15 protein-coding genes are annotated in these 20652 nt (G+C 50.3%); 14 read left to right on the forward strand and 1 reads right to left on the reverse strand.

Annotation, left to right across the window (positions count from 1 at the left end; translation table 11 throughout):
• Positions 1-140: 140 nt before the first annotated feature.
• The 11 genes from DFP94_RS21030 (at position 141) to DFP94_RS21080 (ending at position 15924) form a co-directional block, all read left to right on the forward strand.
• A complete protein-coding gene (locus DFP94_RS21030) occupies positions 141-2894 on the forward strand; it encodes a glycoside hydrolase family 2 protein (protein ID WP_245955032.1) in 2754 nt (917 codons plus the stop codon).
• Between the two features lie 36 nt (positions 2895-2930).
• A complete protein-coding gene (locus DFP94_RS21035; RefSeq protein ID WP_114498424.1) occupies positions 2931-3896 on the forward strand; it encodes a glycoside hydrolase family 43 protein in 966 nt (321 codons plus the stop codon).
• 282 nt (positions 3897-4178) lie between these two features.
• Positions 4179-5117: an ArsR/SmtB family transcription factor gene (locus DFP94_RS21040; RefSeq protein WP_114498425.1), complete on the forward strand. Its 939-nt coding sequence runs from the start codon at positions 4179-4181 to the stop codon at positions 5115-5117.
• A 285-nt stretch (positions 5118-5402) separates the two neighbouring features.
• Positions 5403-6749 carry an ABC transporter substrate-binding protein gene (locus DFP94_RS21045; protein ID WP_114498426.1) on the forward strand — a complete coding sequence of 449 codons (1347 nt, stop codon included), beginning with the start codon at positions 5403-5405 and terminating at the stop codon, positions 6747-6749.
• A 78-nt stretch (positions 6750-6827) separates the two neighbouring features.
• Positions 6828-7715, forward strand: coding sequence for a carbohydrate ABC transporter permease (locus DFP94_RS21050; RefSeq protein ID WP_114498427.1), 888 nt, complete (start codon positions 6828-6830; stop codon positions 7713-7715).
• Positions 7716-7717: 2 nt separating this feature from the next.
• Positions 7718-8524: a carbohydrate ABC transporter permease gene (locus DFP94_RS21055; protein ID WP_114498428.1), complete on the forward strand. Its 807-nt coding sequence runs from the start codon at positions 7718-7720 to the stop codon at positions 8522-8524.
• Between the two features lie 18 nt (positions 8525-8542).
• The gene (locus DFP94_RS21060; RefSeq protein WP_114498429.1) at positions 8543-9574 is read left to right on the forward strand and encodes an acyltransferase family protein; all 1032 of its coding nucleotides are present in this window, start codon (positions 8543-8545) and stop codon (positions 9572-9574) included.
• A 27-nt stretch (positions 9575-9601) separates the two neighbouring features.
• On the forward strand, positions 9602-11362 hold the full coding sequence (locus DFP94_RS21065) for a glycoside hydrolase family 2 protein (RefSeq protein ID WP_114498430.1): 1761 nt from the start codon (positions 9602-9604) through the stop codon (positions 11360-11362).
• A gap of 92 nt (positions 11363-11454) precedes the next feature.
• Positions 11455-13965 carry a family 43 glycosylhydrolase gene (locus tag DFP94_RS21070; protein ID WP_114498431.1) on the forward strand — a complete coding sequence of 837 codons (2511 nt, stop codon included), beginning with the start codon at positions 11455-11457 and terminating at the stop codon, positions 13963-13965.
• A gap of 38 nt (positions 13966-14003) precedes the next feature.
• The gene (locus tag DFP94_RS21075; RefSeq protein WP_114498432.1) at positions 14004-14870 is read left to right on the forward strand and encodes an MBL fold metallo-hydrolase; all 867 of its coding nucleotides are present in this window, start codon (positions 14004-14006) and stop codon (positions 14868-14870) included.
• A 52-nt stretch (positions 14871-14922) separates the two neighbouring features.
• A complete protein-coding gene (locus DFP94_RS21080; protein ID WP_114498433.1) occupies positions 14923-15924 on the forward strand; it encodes an aldose 1-epimerase in 1002 nt (333 codons plus the stop codon).
• Positions 15925-16026: 102 nt separating this feature from the next.
• Here DFP94_RS21080 and DFP94_RS21085 read toward each other — a convergent pair whose 3' ends face one another.
• Positions 16027-17067, reverse strand: a complete 1041-nt coding sequence (locus tag DFP94_RS21085) for a GntR family transcriptional regulator (protein ID WP_114498434.1) — start codon at positions 17065-17067, stop codon at positions 16027-16029.
• A gap of 530 nt (positions 17068-17597) precedes the next feature.
• Between DFP94_RS21085 and DFP94_RS21090 the strand changes: the two genes are divergently transcribed.
• From DFP94_RS21090 to DFP94_RS21100, 3 genes are read left to right on the forward strand one after another with little or no spacing between them, the layout of a single operon-like run.
• Positions 17598-18320: a carbohydrate ABC transporter permease gene (locus tag DFP94_RS21090; protein WP_181873248.1), complete on the forward strand. Its 723-nt coding sequence runs from the start codon at positions 17598-17600 to the stop codon at positions 18318-18320.
• Between the two features lie 15 nt (positions 18321-18335).
• Positions 18336-19169, forward strand: a complete 834-nt coding sequence (locus DFP94_RS21095; RefSeq protein WP_114498436.1) for a carbohydrate ABC transporter permease — start codon at positions 18336-18338, stop codon at positions 19167-19169.
• 52 nt (positions 19170-19221) lie between these two features.
• Positions 19222-20652 carry an ABC transporter substrate-binding protein gene (locus tag DFP94_RS21100; RefSeq protein ID WP_114498437.1) on the forward strand — a complete coding sequence of 477 codons (1431 nt, stop codon included), beginning with the start codon at positions 19222-19224 and terminating at the stop codon, positions 20650-20652.

The raw sequence follows: 20652 nt of genomic DNA on the forward strand, positions 1-20652 counted from the left end.
ATTCCTTTTCTTATACAGAGATAATGTTGAGATTATTGTACAATGCGAAACTAATATTGTAAAACAATAATAAACATTGTAAAAATCATATATAGGTGTTAATATGGGCACATAATCTGCTGTGAAAGGTTGTGTATCGCGTGAACATCACTATGTTAAATCAGGAAGCATTGGGAGTGCCCCGCCCGGAATTTCCCCATCCGCACTGGCAACGGGCAGAATGGTTTAATTTAAACGGTTCATGGTCATTCCGTTTTGACCCCAAAAATGAAGGCGTCCAAAACGACTGGAGCGTAAACGGTGAAGTTCCGTTCGACTCGGATATCCAGGTCCCGTTTTCTTGGACCAGCCCGTTGTCCGGCATCGGTAAAGACGTGAAGGGGATCGGATGGTACCGGCGAACGGTGGCGTGGCATCCGGCAACTTCAGGCTCCAGGATGTTTATACGTTTCGGAGCGGTGGATTATTCGTGCGACGTCTGGATTAACGGCCGTCATGCCGGAAGTCATCAAGGCGGTTACGGCTCGTTTGAGTTTGATGTTACAAGCTTCTGGCAAATGGAAGGCAACAATACGATCGTCGTAAGAGCCGAGGATCAGGACCATAACTATCAAGCGCGCGGAAAGCAGGGGTATGGCGAAATCCGCGGCATCTGGCAACCGGTTTGGCTGGAAGCCCGCCCGCAAACTTACATTAGAGAAGCCAAGTTCAGAACTTATATAGACGGCCGGATCGAGGTCACGGCAACCATCAAGGCGGAACAAGAAGGAAAGGCCGAGCTTACATTCGATTTTGCAGGCGCTTCCATCCTGCATGCCATACCCGTGGAGCTCCTTGCCGGTGAAAATGAAGTGAATACCTCGTTTATCGTGAACGACCCCCGGTTATGGAGTCCGGAAACCCCGCATTTGTATGAGGGGGCATTAAAGCTGGGCGGTTCTTTTGGCCTTGATCAAGTCAGTACCTATTTCGGCATCCGGGAGATCGGGACGGCTGCCTTCGGCGACCGGGGTTACCGCTGGATTACGCTGAACGGCAAGCCGGTTTATTTGAACGGCACGCTGGACCAGTCTTATCACAAAACCGGTTATTTTACTTATCCGTCCGATGAGGAAATGCATGACGAAATCTACCTGATGAAACGCCTGGGGCTCAATTTCGTCCGTATCCATATCAAGCCGGAAGAGCCGCGCAAATTGTACTGGGCGGATAAACTGGGCATTCTCGTCATGGAGGATATGCCTTGCTTCTGGGGCAACCCGGATGAACAGGCTCGCCAAGCTTACGAGCAGGAAGCACTGGAGGTCATCGAGCGGGATTACAATCATCCGTCGATTTTCTCCTGGGTGATGTTCAATGAGACGTGGGGGCTCAAGACAGATCCCAAGGAAGCGGGAGTTACGGGCGATATCCAGCGGCAGAGCAGCTATTTGCCGGAAACCCAGGAATGGGTGCGGGAAAAATACCGCTGGGCGAAGCGCATCGATCCGACCCGGATCATCGAAGACAACTCGCCTTGCAATTATGATCACGTCGAGTCCGACATCAATACATGGCATTTCTATATCAACGGGTATGATCAGGTCCGCGCCCATTTGGATGAAGTCGTCAGCAAAACGTACCCGGGCTCGTCCTTCAACTGCATCGGCGGTAATGTACAATCGGATGCTCCTTTGATGAACAGCGAATGCGGCAATGTGTGGGGCATCGAAAACGGTGCAGGCGACAGCGACCTCGCCTGGCATTACCGCTACATGATGAACGAGTTCCGCAAGCACGACAAACTGTGCGGGTTCGTGTTTACGGAGTTCCGCGACGTGACCAACGAATTCAACGGTTATTACCGCCTGGATGGAACGGGCAAAGATTTCGGATATGAAGCTTTCGTACCCGGCATGAGTATTGCCGATCTGCATACCCCGGATTTCATCGTCCTGGATGCCCCTCCATGCCAGACCGTTTCCGTTCGCGGACAGGTGGTTGTTCCCATGCTGCGGTCCAGCTTCTCCGACCGCTATCATGGGCAAAAGCTGAAGGTGAAATGGGAGCTGTGGCATGATCAACTGGGCGTCCGCACCGTGGAAGATAGCGGTGTCATCCAGTTGGATTGGGAGGATTACGGCGTTGTGCCGCTTTCTTCGCTGACTCTGACGATGCCTGATCGGGACGCGGTAGCTGTGCTGGCGGTTTCCCTTGTCAACGAAGAGGGTGAGGCGATTACGCGCAATTTCACAACGTTCGATGTAAGAAGCGGCGAAACCGGCGGATACAAGACGGATGTTGAGGTTATACAGATCCCGGTAGGCTCTTATGCGGAGCAGACGTTTGAACATCAGTGGACCTCGATTCAAGGTGCGAAAGTAAGCGGTGCGGGGAAGGGAAGTTTGATCTATGACATAACGCTGCCCGGCTTAACGGAGAAGACCGCCATTCACGATATCGAAATTCTGTTCGAAGCCGGAGCAAAGCGGGTATTGGCCCGGAATACCGAGGGCTCGATAGATACCGATATGGGAATCGGGGCGATGCATGGTGCCGACGCGAAAGTGGAATATAACCCTAACACCTATTACATGACCGATGAGGAAAAGCATCCTTCCCGCCTGAACGTGCTGATCGACGGCGAAAGCATCGGCTCGTTCGTTCTGCCGGACGATCCGGCGGACAGCCGTGGCGTATTGTCTTGGCATTACCAGCCGGTCGCGAACAAACTGGATGAAGCCGGATCGTACGGTTATCTTTGCAAGTTGAGCGTCCCGGTGCAATTGACGGCCAGGCTGAACCGCAGCCGTACTTTCCGCTTGGAACTGCAGGCAGAAGAAGGCGGCGTGGCCCTGTACGGCCGCAATGCCGGACGTTATCCGCTGGATCTGTCAATCCGGTACAACGGCTAGGCTTGGTTCACAGTACAGGGGCAAAGGAGGATAACCATGGCCCGGAATTCATTCAGCAATCCGATCTTGCAGAACGGTGCCGATCCTTGGATTTTAAAGCAGAAGGACGGCAGTTATTACATGTTGGTTACATTGGGAGACCGCATCGCGATTCGGCATAGCAAAACGATGACGGAACTGGGCGACGTTGCTCCAAAAACCGTCTGGATGCCTGAATCGCCAGGGCCATACTCTCATCACTTATGGGCGCCGGAGCTTCATTATATCGAAGATCGTTGGTATATCTATTATACGGCGAACGACGGCGGGGGAGACGACACCAGGAGAGTATGCGTGCTTCAGCTTAAGGGCGATGATCCCATGAACGACGAGTGGATATTTAAAGGAGCCGTTAATACGGAGTATCCGGGCTTGGATGGAACGGTATTGCCGCACCAGGGCGAGTTGTATTTCTTTTATTCCGGCTATGGGCATTTTCCCGATTACGGATCAGCCATTTATGCCGCCCGTATGGCCAATCCCTGGACATTAACGGGACCTAACGTGCTTATAACGGCACCGACGGAACCTTGGGAGAAGCAAGGCGGAATGGCCATTAACGAAGGACCGTCCTTTTTGCGGAAGAACGGGATAATCTTCCTCGTTTTTTCGGCAAGCGCAACCTGGTCCGACGATTACTGTCTGGGAATGACGATGATTTCGGAATCCGGGGATCTTATGGACGCCCAGGCATGGATCAAGCATAACGGCCCGGTCTTCGCCAAGAATCCGGAAGCGGGTGTTTACGCACCCGGGCATAACAGTTTTACCGTTTCGGCGGACGGTTCGGAAGACTGGCTGGTTTACCATGCCTATTCCTACTCCGAGACTGAACAGGACCGTTCGGCGGGAAGTCCGCGAAGCACGCGGATCCAAAAGTTTGGCTGGAAAGAGGACGGAAGGCCGGATTTTGGATTTCCGCTGGCAACCGAGATAAAAATACCTCTCCCGTCGGGAGCATAAAGTATCAGGAGTAACTTTCGTACTGGTATGAAATAGGCATAAATACTTAAAAACCGGCATAGTTAAATGCCGGTTTTTTTTCATTTATAGGATGAACTAAAGAATACTATGGAAGCATCGGAGTAAAATGATTCCGAAGATGTTGAAAGCATATAAAAAAAAGCATACGAGCAGCCAATTTTCCAATATAATTAATATTATTGCTTTAATACAGCTTATTATAGTAAAGTACATTAGAGATTGCCTATGTAAAATTCTTGTAAATGCTGTAGGAGGATTCTTATGCTGGAAGTCGGTATCCACGAAGCCGATAAATTGGTTCAAGTGGCTCATGCCCTATCTACGCGTTCCAGGGTCGATATTCTTCGCCTGCTGAATACGCGGAGCATGAACGTTATTGAACTTGCCGAGGCGCTGCAGCTTCCGGTTTCCACTGTCGCTAACAACGTTAAGGTACTCGAAGCGGCCAAACTTATCAATACGGAGCTGCTTCCGGCGGTACGCGGGGCGATGAAGGTATGCAGCCGGAATTATGATGATATTCTTATTTCGTTAAACTCAAGCGTCCGTTCCACCAAGGACGGGATGAAGTTTTATGAGGTCGAAATGCCGATCGGACATTATAGTGATTGCGAAGTTCACCCGACATGCGGCATGGCTACCCACGAGGGAATGTTGGTTAGGGAAGATGAACCGGCCAGTTTTTATCATCCAAAGCATGTAGGCGCGCAAATTATCTGGTTCCGCAAAGGTTATGTGGAATACTTGCTTCCTTTGGAGATTCCCCTGAATGCGAGTATTCAATCGATCGAATTTTCCATGGAGATGTGCTCGGAAGCGCCGAATTACGACAATGATTGGCCTTCGGACATTTCGATATGGATTAATGGGGTTGAAATTGGAATGTGGACCAGTCCCGGTGATTTCGGTGACCGGCGGGGCGTGCTGAATCCGTCATGGTGGCTGGATTGGACGACGCAATACGGTTTGCTGAAAACATGGCGGATCGACCATGATCGTACGACGCTGGATATGCAAAAAGTGTCCGATGTGACGATAGATGACCTGCACTTGAATCAGCGTCCCAGCCTGCGGCTGCGAGTCGGGGTCGATTCGGAAGCGGTACACAAGGGCGGCGTTAATCTTTTCGGCAAACAATTCGGGGATTACGAACAGGATATCGTCATGCGGGTAGCGTATACTCAGGAAGAGACGGAATAAAAGGAACCATCATTCCTTAGGGAGATGATGGTTCCTTTTATTTGCGTAAGAAATAAGACAGGGGCAAAGATTGTCCTATTATTATACGTCAAGATAATGAGACAAGTTGATTATTACAATAATTCTGTAACAAAAGACCTAAAACATAAATTATTACAATAAATTAGTTTGAAACCGTTGACATTCTGGAATATGGGCATTATATTAGCTTCAAAGGTACAAAAAACATGTAATAAAACAATAATGATGTTTTGTACCTCATCAATGGTTAAAGGGGAGGTCAACATGAAAAAAAGTTATGGGATGGTGCTCGCCTTAATGCTATCGTTGTCCTTAATGTTAAGCGCATGCGGCGGCAACAGCGGCAATACGGGAAATACCGGAGGAACAGGAACTACGAATGCGGGAACTGCCGATCAAGGAAATGGAAGCGCTTCAAATGATGGAGAGAAAGTCACCCTATCTTTCTGGACCTTGTTCTCCGGCGGTGACGGCGACAATATGCAAGCGATGATTGATGCCTTCAACAAGGAGCATCCCGACATTCAAGTCAAGAATACGAAGCTGGAGTGGGGAGAGTATTACACAAAACTCATTACCGCAGTCGGTAACGGCAATGGTCCGGATGTCGGCATTTCGCACATATCCCGGCTGCCTGACCTGATCGACCAAGGGGTTGTGTCGGAATTGGACGACGTAGCTACCGAGGCTGGCGTGGACTGGACCACCTTTAATCAGAATATTCTGGATGCTTCCGTGGTGGACGGAGCGCATTATGCAGTGCCGATCGATACGCATCCATTTATTATGTACTATAACAAGAAACTGCTGAAGGAGGCGGGACTGCTAGATGAAGAAGGCAAGCCTATTCTGGAGCAGTCGGCTGACGGATTTATTGCTTTTCTGACCACGCTTAAAGAGAAATTGCCGCAGAAGGTAACACCGTTTGCTCTTTCGAACACAAATGATGATCCTTTCCGTTTGTGGTGGGCGCTCTACTCCCAACTGGGCGGCAATGACGTGGTTTCCGATGATCTAAGCTCGGCACAAATCGATACGGACAAAGCGGTCCAAGCGGCCCAATATGTCCAAGACTTGTTCCATAAACATAAAGTGATTAAATTGAACGATCCGGACTTCTACAAAAACTTCCAAAGCGGCACGGCAGCGATTATGATGACCGGAGTTTGGGCGACCGGCACTTGGGAATCGACGGAAGGGCTTGAATTCGGAGCGATGCCGATTCCGAAAGTGTTTGACCAGGAAGCTACGTGGGGTGACTCGCATACGGTAATTCTTCCGGTAACAAAGAAAGAAGATCCGGCTAAGCGCAAAGCAGCTATTACGTTCGCCAACTGGCTTGCGGACAACGGACAGGTTTGGGCCAAGGCCGGTCATATTCCTTCCAAGCCGTCCGTATTCGAAAAACAGGAATTTAAAGATCTTCCTTACCGCAGCGACTATGTATCCGTAGCTTCAACCGTTAAATTCAGCAAACCTTCCACAAAGAACTGGCAAATTCGTGATTTGGCCATGTTTAAATATTTGAACGAGGTATGGGCGAACAAATTGACTCCGGCTGACGGAATCGCCAAGATGTCGGCTGAAGTGCAAAAGGTGCTCAGCGAATAGCGGATCAGGTAATGAATTCGGCAGACTTTGCGGCGGGTGTCGTAAAGTCTGCCGGTCATATGGGGAGGTATGGTGCTTATGAAAATGAACAAATTGAGAGCAGACGTGCAGGCACTCCTGTTCCTGCTCCCCTTCTTGGTCGTTTATTTCCTGTTTACCATTTGGCCGATGATCAAGGGCGTGGAGATGAGTTTCTATAAATGGACGCTTATCAAAAAGATGAAGTACGTTGGGTTAGGCAATTATGAACGGATGTTTCAAGATCAGGATTTTTGGGCATCCATCTGGCATTCCACGATTTTTGTAATCATCACAACGCCGTTAATGATCGTTCTGGCCATTATTCTGGCGCTTATCGCCAACCGCAACTCCAGGCTGCAAAGGTTTTACCGTAGCGTGTTCTTTATCCCGAGCATTCTGTCCGTGGCGGTTGCCTCTTTTCTGGGGTTGTTTGTGTTTCAGCCATATACGGGACTTGTAAATTCTTTGCTCCACTTAGTGAAGCTGCTTCCGGAAGGTTCGGAGATCTTTTGGTTGTCGGAAACGAATCTGGCCTGGATCGCCATCTCGCTATTAACGTTATGGTGGACGGTCGGTTTTAACTTTATTTTGTACTTATCGGCGATGCAGGACGTGCCGGACGAAGTTTATGAAGCGGCGCGTTTGGACGGAGCGACCGATGCCCAGCTGTTCTGGAGAATCACACTGCCGCTGCTCAGCCCGATTACGAAAACGATAACGATGCTGCAAATCATCGCTTCATTTAAAGTGTTCATGCAGATCTATGTCATGACCGGCGGGGGACCTCTCGATCAGACGCGTCCCGTCATCCAACTGATTTGGCAAACGGGCTTCCGGAAAAACGACCTTGGGTACGCTTCTGCCATGTCCTATATGCTGTTCGTCATTCTTCTAGTGCTGTCCGGGCTGCAATACTGGGTCAATAACCGGAAGGAGGCGAACTAGAAATGAAGTGGTTTTATCGGATTTTTTCCATGTTCATGGCCCTGTTGTTTGCTTTTCCGCTCGTCTGGATGCTTGTGGTTTCCGTGAAAAAGGAAGGCATGAAAATCACCTCCGTCGTGGACTGGTTTACGCCACCTTATTCCTTCGCGGTCTATCATGAAATCATTACCGGCACCAAACTGATCAATTGGTCCTGGAACAGCTTTTTTATCGCCGTATGCGTGACTCTGCTGACGCTGGTAATCGCTGCAATGGCGGGGTTTGCGATGTCCAAGGTTCCGTTCCGCTACAGGACGTTTATGTTTTTCTTCATTTTGGCCGGGCTGCTTATTCCGGGAGAAGCGATTCTCATCCCGCTGTACCAGGTCGCCAAAGATATGGGGATTTTGAATTCATACATGGGCCTGATATTTCCGGCTCTGGCTTCACCCTTCGCGATCATCGTGTTAAAAAGCTTCTTCGACGGAATTCCAAACGACCTGCTGGAAAGCGTTCAGATCGACGGCGGGGGAATTTGGCGGATCTTCGTAAGCATCATGCTTCCGCTCACTCGTCCTGCGCTCGTCTCGATCGCGATTCTAACGTTTATCGGCTCTTGGAACAATTTTCTCTGGCCGTTCCTGTCGGTTACCGACGACAACCTGTTCACGCTGCCGATGGGGATTCCTACCTTAATGAATCAGTACACGGAAGATTACGTGAAGCCGATGGTTATTAATACCGTAGCTTCACTGCCGATCATGCTGCTGTTCCTTATTTTCGAGCGTCAGATTATCAAGGGAGTCAGCCTCTCTGGTATCAAAGGATAAGCGAAGGGAGTATCGGTTGTGGCAGTGCGTCAGCGTGAAAGGGCGATTGATCTATTCAAGGGCCTGCTGGTGTTCGGGATGGTGTATTGCCATTCCCTGCAATTTTTCAGCGACCCGATGATTTTCCCGCAAGGGCAGAAGTGGATTGACCTCATTAACTTGATCACGTTCTCGGGATTTGTGTTCAGTTTCGGGTATGTATGCCAGTTGGCGTACTATAGCAAGCCGCTGGCCGAGGTCTGGCACCGCATGCTCGCAGCGGCGTTCAAAACCTTGCTCGCCTTTTATATTTCCGGGACGGCATACCGGCTGTTTATCGATAAGTCGCCGTTGGAATGGGAAACGATCCAGCCGATATTGCTGCTGAACGATATGCCGGGCTGGTCTGAATTTCTGGCTTCGTTTACTTATTTAATCGCGCTCGGTTTGTTATTGTTTGTTCCATTAAAGTGGCTGGTCGGGCGAAAATGGGTCGGATTCGCGGCGGCGGGACTCTTGCTTCTGACCACCTGGATCCCTTATGGATATATTCACGCGGCTGCATGGGCTCCGTTGCTTGGAACCCGGGATTTTGCCTCGTTTCCCGTGTTGCAATATTTCCCGTATTATCTGCTCGGCATGCTGTTTGCCCGGTATCGCATAGGTTGGGATTGGCGGGTGCTGGCGGGAGCGGCGATTGCCTCGGGAGCCTTTGCATGGAAGTGGCTCTCGGGTGCCGACGCCTCGCTGCCGGAACGTTTTCCGCCTTCGGTTTGGTGGATCGCCGGCCCAGCTTTGCTGTTATACGGATATTATCTTCTGTCTCGGGTGATGGAAAAATATCCCTTGCCGTTTATGCCGCTGGAGGCTATGGGACGAAATGTGCTTTGGTTTCTAGTGATGAGCAATGTGCTTATTTTTGCACTGAAGTCCAATCAGCCGTTGTTATTGCTGGGATTGCTGGATACGTTCTGGATGGAACTGGGACTGCTTGCCGTCATCGGGTTCAGCATATGGATTATTACGAAACCGGCGCGCGGCGCGGCTCTGATCAATGACACTAAGAAATAACTACTGGATAAAGAAGGAGTAGAAACAATGGCTGATCAATCGGTACGCAATGAATATCCCCGGCCGCAATTTGTACGCAATGCATGGATGAGCTTGAACGGGGAATGGGATTTCGATTATGACGACTACGGGACGGGCGAGCGGGAAGCTTGGTACGAAAATCATGATTTTGCGAGCAAGATCATCGTGCCGTTCTGCCACCAAAGCCGGTTAAGCGGAATAGGCGACACCGGATTTCATGATACAGTCTGGTATCGGAAAGTATTCTCCGTACCCGATGCTTACAGAAAAGACCGGCTTCTTCTCCATTTCGGCGCTGTTGATTATGAGGCGAAGGTGTGGGTGAACGGGAAGCTTGCAGCGATGCACGAAGGTGGACACACCCCGTTTCATGCTGATATTACCGATCTTCTCGTCGAGGGAGAAAACACCGTCGTGGTGAAAGCGACCGACTATAGCCGGGATGTAACCTTGCCGAGAGGCAAACAGTACTGGAAGGAGAAATCGGCCAGTATCTTCTATACGCGGACAACCGGGATATGGCAGAGCGTTTGGCTTGAACCGGTTCCGGAAACGTATATCCGGCGAATTCGCTTGACTCCCGATATAGACGAAAACGATATTGCGCTTGACGTGTTTCTGTCCGGCTATCGCCCTGGCGCTATAGTCAGCGTTAAAGCGACCGTTACATTTAACGGTGAATTTGTAACGGAAGATATGTTCTCGCTGAGACATGAGTCGGCCAGCCGCCATATTCATCTCGAAGATTTCAACGATCATGGTTTGGGACGCTGGTGGACGCCGGAAAAACCGAATTTGTACGACCTGGAATTGACCTTGAGCGTGGACGGCGTGGTTGCTGATAATGTAAAAAGTTATTTCGGCATGCGGAAAATTTCCATTGAGGATGGGAAGCTGTTACTGAATAACCGTTCCTATTTCATGAGAATGGTGCTGGACCAGGGTTATTTCCCGGAGGGCATATTGACCGCTCCGAGCGATGAAGATCTGCGCAGGGACGTGGAGTTGACGAAGGAGATGGGCTTCAACGGCGCGCGCAAGCATCAAAAAATCGAAGATCCCCGCTACTTGTATTGGGCGGATCGCCTGGGCTTGCTGGTTTGGGGCGAAATGGCAAACGCGTACCAGTTTTCCGAGCCTTACGTGGCACGGATGACGCAGGAGTGGATTCAGGCCGTGGAGCGGGATTACAACCATCCGTGCATCGTGGCCTGGGTGCCGCTCAATGAGAGCTGGGGCGTGCCCAATATTCTGGTCGACAAGCAACAACAGCAGCATGCTTTGTCGCTCTATCATATGACGAAATCGCTTGATCCGAGTCGTCCCGTCATCTCTAATGACGGTTGGGAGATGGTCAGCACGGATTTGGTGACCATCCATGATTATGAATGGAGGCGCGAGGTGCTGACGGAGCGCTATGCGACCAAGGCAGCGGCGCTGAGTGCCCAGCCCGGGAACCGGTGGATTCTGGTCCCCGGCTTCCCTTATGCAGGCCAGCCGATTCTCGCCACGGAATTTGGAGGTATTTCCTTCAAGAAGAATGAGTGGGACGGATGGGGGTATTCCGGAGCCGTAAATGAAGAGGATTTTGTGGAACGGCTCAGCAATGTCGTGGATCCGATGCTGCAATCGCCGGTCATTCAAGGCTTCTGTTACACCCAATTCAGCGATGTGGAACAAGAGATCAACGGATTGTTGACTTATGACCGGAAGCCGAAGCTTCCGCTGGAGACGATCCGCGCTATCGTGGAGGGAACCCGAAAATAATTACAAAACGGCAGATTCCGTTGTCCGACGATTCTGCCGTTTTTTTTTGAGAGACGGGGTTCACCGGGATATTTTGAAAGGGGAGAGTGTTCGTGCGCTTTGGGAAATGGCTGGCGATCATGTTACTGCTGTTGGTAACAGGGGCTTGTTCGCCTGCGGAAAAAGAATCGGCCCTGACATGGAACAATCCGTTGTCATTGCCGGATGAATGGGAAGAGTATGGGCTTGGAGATCCCTTTATTTTTTCGTTCAACGGGTATTATTACTTGTATGTAAGTACTCGGGATACTGATACGGGGGTTAAAGTGTGGAGTTCGCCCGATTTGGCGGATTGGACATATCGGGAATTGTGTACGGAAGATTCCCTTACAAAAGCCGCCTATGCACCCGAGGTACGGTACTGGAACGGCAAATTTTATATGTATACTTCACCGGCCGGAAACGGCCATTATGTGCTCGAAAGCGACTCGCCTGTCGGACCCTTCCGGGTGGCGACGGACAATTTCGGCAGAATGATCGATGCCTCGACCTTTGTGGACGATGACGGAACCTGGTACTTCTATTATGCCGGAACCGGCGGCATCGATGCCGCGCCGATGGATTCTCCGTTGTCCGTAACGGCTCCGGGCTCGCCGACCGGGGCTTATATGGACGGCTGGACCGAAGGGCCAACGGTATTCAAAAGAAATGGTTTATACTACATGACCTATACCGGAAATCATGTCTTCAGCAACGGTTACCGGATTGATGCGGCGGTCAGCGAATCGCCTCTGGGGCCATTCAAGCCGTTTGAAGTGAATCCCGTCTTGATCCGGACGGAAGGCAAAACGGTCGGTCTGGGACATAATTCGCTCGTCACCGGCCCGGACCTCGACTCCATGTACATGATTTATCATAATCTTGAAGGCCCGGGCATTGTGGGGCCGTTGCGTCATATGAACCTGGACCGGCTCTTCTGGAACGGAGACAGATTCGCCGTGGCCGGACCCACGGACACGCCGCAGCCTGCGCCGACTTTGCCCGCTTTTGCCGACCGGTTCGAGCGGGATAAGCTCGGCAAGTCATGGCTTAAATCCGGGAAAGGAGACTGGTCGGTCGATGCCGAAAAGGGTGCCGGCGTGCGGGCGGCAAATGCGGCCGGCATAGCTATGCTGCGGACCAAATCCGAGACGGAGCCGGGGTATACGGCGGAGTTTTACGTTCGCGCAGAGAGCGGAGCGAAGGCCGAATCGAGGGTCGGGGCCGTTTTCTCGTATCAGGATGAGCAAAATTACGGCACCGTATGGCTGCTGCCGGCGTTGGGCCGGATGGAGCTGACCGAACGATCCGGCGGGAAAGAGCGCGTTCTTGGCGAAGCAGATCTGCCTGCGGACTTCGATTACAACCAGTGGCATAAAATCCGGATCGAGCATGCTGCTACCGGAAACACCGGAAATGCTGATCTGCGCGTTTATATTGACGAGATGCAGAAATACGCAGGATCATCGGTGACAGGTGGAGGCGCCATCGGTTATGCCGCAGCGGGGTTGGATGCGAGATTCGGGTATATCGCGTACAGCAACGAGGTGAACGGCAGCAGCGACGGACGTGCCTATCAGCCCCTGCCGGGTCAAGTGCAGGCGGTCCATTTTGAGGAAGGCAAGGAAGGCAAAGCCTATCGGGTCGCCAAGAAAGCGGATGCCGCTGCCAAGTCCTCTTATCGAGGCGGCACCATAAACATGGAGAGTGACGGGAACGGGGGGTACGTGCTGTCCGGACTCCAGGCGGGGGATTGGGGGAACTATTTGGTAAATCCGGATGAACCCGGTCAATACTCGATTCACTTCCGAATCCGGCCTATATCGGAGAACGTGGCATTCAGGCTGGTCGATCAGGACGGAGAGGAGATGGCGGCGTTCTTGGCGGCACGGGAGAAGGAAGAAGAGTGGCAGATCGTATCCGCACCGGGAATGGATTTGCCGGCGGGGCCACAACGGTGGAAGCTTGAGATTACAGAGGGAACCCTGGATCTTGACTGGTTCAGGGTTGGGCGTTACCAGCCCGTCGAGAAATGGGAAGATTTCTTTGACGACGGCAATGATTTTGGCTGGACCCGGTTTGAAGGCATGTGGTCCGTGAAAGAAGGAGAACTTCGCGCTTCTTCGGTATCGCCCGCCAAATCTTTGACCGGCGAACCCGGCTGGTCCGATTACAGCGTTCAGGTCGATCTGCAGCGGATGGAGAATGCTGGCCGCGCCGGGTTGCTCATTCGGGCTTCGGAGCCGGCAAACGGGCTGGACCAGAATCAGCATCGGTCCGACTTTGTTCGCGGGTATTATATTTATGCCGATGCCGAAGGCTTGCATCTCGATAAAATCAACTATGGCACTACCTCGTTAAAAAGCGTACCTTGGGGAACAGGCTCCCCCGGAGCTGACGGCAAGCTGCATCTAAAGGTGATCGCGAAAGGTGCGACCATCGAAGTGTATACGGGGGATTCAAGCGATCCCGTTCTGTCTTACACCGATCGCAGCGCTGCACCGTTCCTTCAGGGACGAATCGGACTGCAGAGTGCGGATGTCGCGGTCCGCATTGACCGGATCGGAGTGGAACCGTTACATTAAGGGCGGAGAAACTTTGTCGGAACCTGGGGAGGATACAGATGAACGAACATAACAGAAGAAGAGGGGCCGCCCTCATTAACGAAGTGAATCAAACCGAGGTTCCTTACGGAACTTTGGCGATCTGGTTTCTTGGACAGGAGAGCGTCATTATCAAAGGGGACGGAGTAACCGTATATATCGATCCTTATGTATCGGATTATCTGGACAAAAACGGACCGGAACGTTCCTATCCGGCGCCGATTGTTCCGGAAGATATCGTAGGGGCGGACCTCTGCCTGATTACGCATGAGCATGAGGATCACATGGACGCCGGAACCTTACCGGCCTTTCATAAGCAGAACAGCAAGGCTCCGTTTATGGCTCCGGCCTGCTGCAAGGGTCCATTGATCACAATGGGAGTGAAGGAGCCGCTAATTCTGGTAGCGGATGATAGCCGGGAAACCGAGCTGTTCTCCAAGCTGCAAATTTCGGTGATTCCCGCCGCCCATGAACAATTGGAGCAAGATGCGGAGGGACACTACCGCAGCGTGGGTTATGTACTTAAGTTAAACGGCGTAACGCTATACCATGCCGGGGATACGGTCGTTTATCCCGGATTGATAGAACGCCTCCGGGCGTTTAAGCCCGATGTGGCGATGCTGCCCATCAACGGCCGGGATTTCTTCCGCCGGGAGCGCGGCATCGTCGGCAATATGAATTACCGGGAAGCCGCCGAGCTCGCCGTTAGCATCGGCGCGGAGACCGCGATTCCGCTGCATTATGACGTGTTTGCAGGCAATGCGGAGAAGCCGGGTTACTTTGTGGATTATATGTACGAACATTTCCCGGAGCAGAAAGTCCATGTCATGGCCCGGGGAGAACGGTTCGTGTACGTTTCCGGGCAGGCGTTCATGAACCGGCCGTAAGGTTAGTGTAGATAACACATGAAAATAAGAGAGAGTAGGAGAGACGAAATTGATGAGCACATTAGGATTGCAAGCATATGAAGGCGAGTTTCAGGGGGAAAAAGCGATTTGGCTGAAAGCGGGCCGTTATGAAGCAGCATTGCTTCCCGGCATCGGCGGGAATCTGATTGCGTTTCGGGACGCGGAACGAGGATTGAAGTTTTTGCATGAGCCCGGTCCGGAGGAAATGGAATCTTTCAAGAACAGGCCGATGATTCACGGAATTCCGGTGCTGTTTCCGCCGAACCGGTATGAGGACGGGCGCTTCCCGTGGGACGGCAAGCTTCATCAGTTTCCTGTCAATGAAAGTGCGACCGGCAACCATCTGCACGGTTTCCTATACAATATTCCCTGGCAGGTGGAGGAGTTCGGACATGCCGACAGGGAAAGCTTCGTATCCGTTGCGGTGACCGTAGACGAACGGCATGAATCGTACCGGTATTTTCCTTATGAATATAAGGTGCGGCTGCGCTATGGCCTGAGTGAGCATGGGCTTTCCCAGCAGGTAATGGTGGTCAATGAAGGCAGCGAGAAGATGCCGTGCTTGCTGGCCTTCCACACCTCGGTCAATGCGCCGTTCGCCGAGGGGAGTCTGGCGAAAGATTACCGCCTGAAGCTGACGGTGGGAGACCGCTGGGAGCTGAATGAACGCATGCTGCCTACCGGCAAGTTTCAGCCGTTGACCGCTCAGGAGTTGCTGATGCAAGGCGAAGGTGTCTATCCATTTTTCGAAAGCATGGACAATCATTACACCGCTGTAGCCCAAAACGGCCGGAACCGGATGGAACTGACCGATCTGAGCCGGCAGATTACGCTTGTCTATGATGCGGGTACGTCCTACAAGCAGTGGATGATTTGGAACAATGGGGCACAGGAAGGCTTTTTCTGCCCCGAGCCGCAAATCAATCTGGTAAACGCTCCGCATGTGGACTTGCCTGCGGACGATATCGGTCTCTTCAGTTTGGAACCGGGCGAGATTTGGGAGGAAAGCAGCCGCTGGTACGTGCGGGGATAAGCATTACGGATTCAAAAAAACCGTCAGAGGGCATGGTGCTCTCTGACGGTTTTTTGTGCTTAATATGAGGGAAGTATATGAGGAACAAGCGGATTTAGCAGCTTACAAACAAAGGGTTACGCGTTCCTGGTGCTGATGAGGAGCATACTCTCCGGCGAATTGTTCTTTCAAGATCTCAATGCTTTTTCTGCTGATGGCTTCAATGTTTTGCGCAGCATAGGGCACCTCGGGCAAATCGGGACGGTCGAAAGTCACAAGTTCAATTTTGCCCAATAGATTATGATTCCTTAAGTAAGCGTGGACGATATGGGCAAGTTTAACATTGACGGTGAAAATAGCGGTTATATTATCCTTGCCCTTAAGAAAGGCCGCAATTTCTTCTTCAGCCCCGTTCTGTTGGATCGTATTCAACCTCAGCATGCACCACAAATTTTTATCTATGGGCAATTGATGTTCCATAAAGGCCTTCTCATAGCCGATTGCCCGGTCCTCCGTAACCGAGTTCGTGATTTCGGGAGAAATATAAGCGATATGCCGGTGCCCTTTTTTTAACAAATAATCGATAGCATCAAATGTTCCCGTTATATTATCGGATACTACATGGGCGACCCGGATATTTTTAAAGAAACGGTCAACCAGCACAACCGGAAACTTGTCGAATGACAGCTGGATGATAGATTCATTGTAGTTTTCCGCTTCCGTTGGAAAAACGATTAAACCTTGGATGCCTAATTCCATTAATTCTCTGATGGACTGCGTTTCCCTCTCCGCAGATTCCCTTGTAATGCGCAATAGAATTTGAAAGCCTTCCTCGTAGGCATATTGTTCGATATAGTTTAGCAACTGTTGGTCAATCATAGTTTTCATGCTGGGAAAGACTACTCCAATTAAAACAGGTTTTGCCATGGAAGGCCGCAATTGAGAAGAGAGGTCGGATACGAAGGACCCCTTACCCTGAATGCGCTCAACCCATCCTTCTTCCGCAAGGCCGATAAGTGCGTTTTTGGTTGTAATTTGACTGACGCAATATAACTTCGACAGTTCCTTCTCCGAACCCACCCGATCTCCCGGACGAAGGATGCCCAGTTTGATTTGTTCCTTGATTTTTTCCTGGATTTGCTTATACAAAGGCAGCTCTTTCATATGGAATGATCACACCTAAAATATATTTTTTATACTAACTAAATTATATAGTTTACGTCTTGTAAAGTCTACTAGCTAATTAGTAATGTTAGTATATTGACTTATAAGAGAATAAGCACAAGTGAATAAGTGAATTATAGGGATGAGCCCAAACTTTATACTCAATTTAGTATATATATTTCAATAAAAGTATATTAGTATAGCTTATATAATTCAACTGAATAAAAGTGGGTCTTCAAACATTTTGAATGAAAGGGGAGGTGAACATTCATCGATAGTAGAACTGAGCGAATTAGCATGATTGCAGAAAGTGAAAGCGTTATCCAAAGAGGAATGAAGGTGGATTTTTCATGAAGCGAGACACGGTGGTTGTCAAAAGACTATCTGACAGAGCATTACCCTATATTTTTATAGGACCTGCCGTCATACTCATCACGTTACTGGCCATTGTGCCGTTGTTTTACTCCCTTTATATAAGTATGTTGAATTATAACCTATCTTTACCCAATACGATGATCAGGATGACCGGGTTGGACAACTACAAATATATGTTGACTAACGGTCCTTTTATGAAATCCATCGGTTGGACGCTGGTCTTTACCTTTTTTACCGTATTGCTGAATGTCGTGTTGGGGATGATCCTGGCACTTATGCTAAACAATGAGAAAGTAAGCAAACGGACAAAGATTTTCAAGAGTTTGTTTATTCTGCCTATGATGCTGGCTCCCGTCGTTTCAACTACCATGTGGAAAATCATGTTTGGTGCCATCTACGGTCCTATTAATTACCTCATGGAGTCGATAGGGTTGCAAACGGTTGCCTGGACGGGGGAAACACTGCCGGCGAAAATCGCGGTCATCATTATCGACGTCTGGGGGGCAACGCCCTTCTGCATGTTAATCCTGATCGCCGCTTTGCAGACCGTACCGCGGGATATTTATGAAAGTGCGTTCATGGACGGGGCCAATCGCTTTAAAGTCTTTTTCAAGATAACCCTGCCCCTGATCCGGAATTTCATCGCGCTCGTTGTTTCCTTAAGGGTAATGGATGCATTGAAAATATTCGATTCCATCATGATTTTGACCGATGGCGGCCCCGGGGACTCGACAGAGACGATGGGAACGATGATCTACAAGACCGCCTTCCGGTACATGAATGTGGGTGCCGGTTCGGCGGGAGCGATGATTTTCTTTGTCATTATTATCGTGGTTACGCTAATATTCCTGAAATTAATCCGAAATGATCGGCAGTAGCAAGGGGGAGAATAGATGAAAAAACATAATGCCGAAAAATTCGCGCTCTACTTGCTGCTTGCTTTGTTCGTCATCGTATTTTTGTTCCCGATTTATTGGGCCGTTACGACATCGTTCAAAACGCCAGGACAAATCATGAAGGTACCGCCCGAGTTCTTTCCGTCCAACTGGAATCTACAGAATTATGTCGAGGTTTTTACGAAGCATCAGATCGGTACGTATTTTATCAACAGCCTTGTCGTTGCCGTTACCACCACCTTATGCGCTATAATCGTCGCAACCTTTGCCGGGTACGGATTTTCGAGGTTTAAGTTCAGGGGCCGCGCCTTTTGGCAGTACGCCATTATTGTGATGCGGATGGTTCCCGGGCTGGTATTCATCATTCCGTACTATATTATTTTTCAGAAACTGGGGATACTGGATACCTTGTTTGGGCTCATTATCGTGTATATCACTGCCGCGCTTCCGCTGGCGATCTGGTTGTTTATGGGATTTTTTGACGAATTGCCGACTGAGATGTTTGAAGCGGCCAAGATCGATGGCTGCAGTGAGTTCGGTACTTATTGGAGAATCGCGCTGCCGCTCATCGTTCCAGGGATTGTCGTAGCCGCTATTCTTGTTTTCCTGGCCGCTTATAATGAATTCAGCCTATCGCTTGTATTGATTTTTACGGATCAAAACAAAACGCTTCCGCTCGGAATTAGCGGCATGATTCAATTGCAAAAGGATACGCCATTTGGAACGCTGGCCGCGGCGGGAACGATCGCCTTCATCCCGGCGCTTGTGCTCGCGCTGACGACTCAAAAATACGTGCAGGCGGGAATTACGGCCGGCGCGGTAAAGGGCTAATAAATCGGGTCGGATCGACCCGTTCCCATTATGAATTTCGGAGGTATATATCATGAAGAAAAAATTCAATATCATGCTTTTATGTGTTTTGACGTTAACCTTTGTGCTTAGTGCATGCGGCTCCAAAAGTGCCGATTCCGGCAAACCTGCCGAACCGAAAGGCGAGTTTAAGGAAGCGAAAGTGGAAGCTCCGGATGTGCTCGGGATCAAATTGACGGACTTGAACGGCGGCGGAACGCTCGGCGGCCAGTATAAAGGACAGAAGATCGTGGTTGCCACGCGGACCGGTGATTTTGCGGATGCATTGAAAAATGCCGCGAAATATTTTGAAGAGGCCTCGGGGGCTACCGTTGAAGTTCAGAGCTTTCCTGCCGGAAACGATATTGAAAAAATTCAATTGGATTTGAATACCGGCCACCATTTCGATGCGGTGTTGATGCCGGTGGCGAATGTTCACGGTTATGCGGAAGGCGGTCTTATCCAAGACCTGCAGCCGTTCATTAATTCCGTCGCCAGCCCGAATCTGGATCTGGATGATTTTATTCCGAGTTTATGGAAGAGCTACGGTCTCTATAAAGGAAGAATGGTAGCCTTCCCTTACAAACCGGACTCGCAATTATTTTTCTACCGCAAGGATTTGTTCGAAGATCCGGAAATCCAAAAGCAATATAAGGATAAAACGGGAAAGGATCTGGCGGTTCCGGCCACGGTCGAGGACTTCCTGTCGGTAGCCGAGTTTTTCACGAAAAAATCCAATCCCGATTCTCCGACCAAATACGGTTACAGCTCCATGGCTTCCAAAACGAACAGCCGCTTGATTTGGCAGAATCGTTTGGCTGCTTTCGGCGGGAAGGATGTAGATGAAAACTTTAAGCCTGCATTCAATAATGAAGCCGGACTGAAAGCGATGCAAACCATGCTTGAACTGAAGAAGTTCGCACCGGACGAGTGGCTGCAATTGGGCTGGGATGAAGCCAACGCCTTGTTCGCAAGCGGCGAGGTTGCCATGATGGAGCAGTGGCCGGGATTGTACAGCACGATTGATGGCGAACAGTCGAAGGTCAAAGGCAAGGTGGGATTTGGCGTGACTCCGGGCGGTGCCCCTACGATGGGCGGCTGGGCCATTGCGATGACTAACACGGCGAAAAATCCGGAAGCAACTTACAAATTCCTGGAATACGTAACGTCAAAGGATGGGGAATTGTTGAAAATCAACAACACGATGGACCCGACCCGGACCTCCAATTACAACCGGCCAGAAGTACTGGAATCCAATCCGATGTATCCGGCGTTGCTTGATTCCTTGTCGGCAGCTCAAATTTTGGTCGATCCGGACGTTCCGTTCGTTTCCGCCAAGTTGAACGATATTATGGAAAACGCGATCCAGGGCGTATTGAGAGGAGAATTGACTCCGCAAGCCGCGCTTGATGATATGGAGCAAAACTTTATAAAAGAAATCAAAGCCGTCGGTTTGAGTCTTTGA

It is taken from the genome of Fontibacillus phaseoli (assembly GCF_003337355.1).
Lineage (GTDB): Bacteria > Bacillota > Bacilli > Paenibacillales > Paenibacillaceae > Fontibacillus > Fontibacillus phaseoli.